This is a genomic window from Pseudomonas sp. PA-4-8C, from assembly GCF_021606625.1.
GTDB classification, from domain to species: Bacteria; Pseudomonadota; Gammaproteobacteria; order Pseudomonadales; family Pseudomonadaceae; genus Aquipseudomonas; species Aquipseudomonas lactis.
Genome location: NZ_WKCD01000563.1, coordinates 1 through 972 on the forward strand (window position 1 = coordinate 1; position 972 = coordinate 972).

Sequence of the window (972 nt, forward strand, 5' to 3'; positions counted from 1 at the left end):
CTACTACTGCACTAACGCTATCGCAGGCAAGCCAGCTCCCACAGGGTACTGTGCTTAACTGACTGGCATTGGGGCAAGCCCACACAGTTGATCTTGCTCCCTCAGGATGCGCGGCGCATCCGGTTACTCCTTTTCGGCCAGGGAGGTCTGGCCTTCCCAGCCTCCGCCCAACGCTGCAATCAATTGCACACTCGCCACCAGGCGCGATTGCAGCAAGGTCAACACGGTGCGCTCGTTGCTCAAGGCCGTCGCCTGCACCGTGACCACATCCAGATAGGCAATCAACCCGGCCTTGTATTGGTTTTCGGTCAAGCGCAAGGATTCACGCGCCGCTTCCAGCGCTTCATTGCTGACCACCGCCTCATCGGCGAGCACCTTGAGCTGGACCATGTAGTTTTCCACCTCACGAAAACCGTCCAGCACGGTCTGGCGGTACTTGGCCACGGTCTCGTCATAGCTGGCCACGGTACGGTCAACTTCCGCCGAGCGCTGGCCGCCATCGAACAGGGTCATGGCCAGTTTCGGCCCCACCGACCAGAAGCGGTTCGGCAGGCTGATCCAGTCTTCATAGGTACTGCTGGAGTAGCCCCCCGCCAAGCTCAAGGTCAGGTCAGGGTAATAGGCCGCCTTGGCCACGCCAATATTGGCGTTGGCGGCGATCACCGAGCGTTCGGCCGAGGCGATATCGGGGCGCCGCTCCAGCAATTGGGACGGCAGGCTCACCGGTATCTGCGGCAGGGCCGGGATGTCTTTGCTCACCGCCAAGTTGAAGTTGGCTGGCGCCTCGCCGATCAACACCGCAATGGCGTTTTCCAGCTGGGCGCGCTGCCAGATCAGGTCAATCAGGCTGGCCTGGGTGGTCTTGAGCTGAGTTTGCGCCTGGGCGATGGCATCCTTGCCGGCCACACCGGCACGGTACTGGTTTTCGGTCATTTTCAACGAGCGCTGGTAGGTGTCCAACGTGGCTTGCAG

The 972-nt window shown here is 61.2% G+C and carries 1 protein-coding gene; it reads right to left on the reverse strand.

Annotated features, from left to right (window positions below; translation table 11 throughout):
* Positions 1–123: 123 nt before the first annotated feature.
* Positions 124–972, reverse strand: an 849-nt coding sequence (locus GIW04_RS30975) for an efflux transporter outer membrane subunit (RefSeq protein WP_236479641.1), incomplete at its 5' end; no start/stop codon positions are given.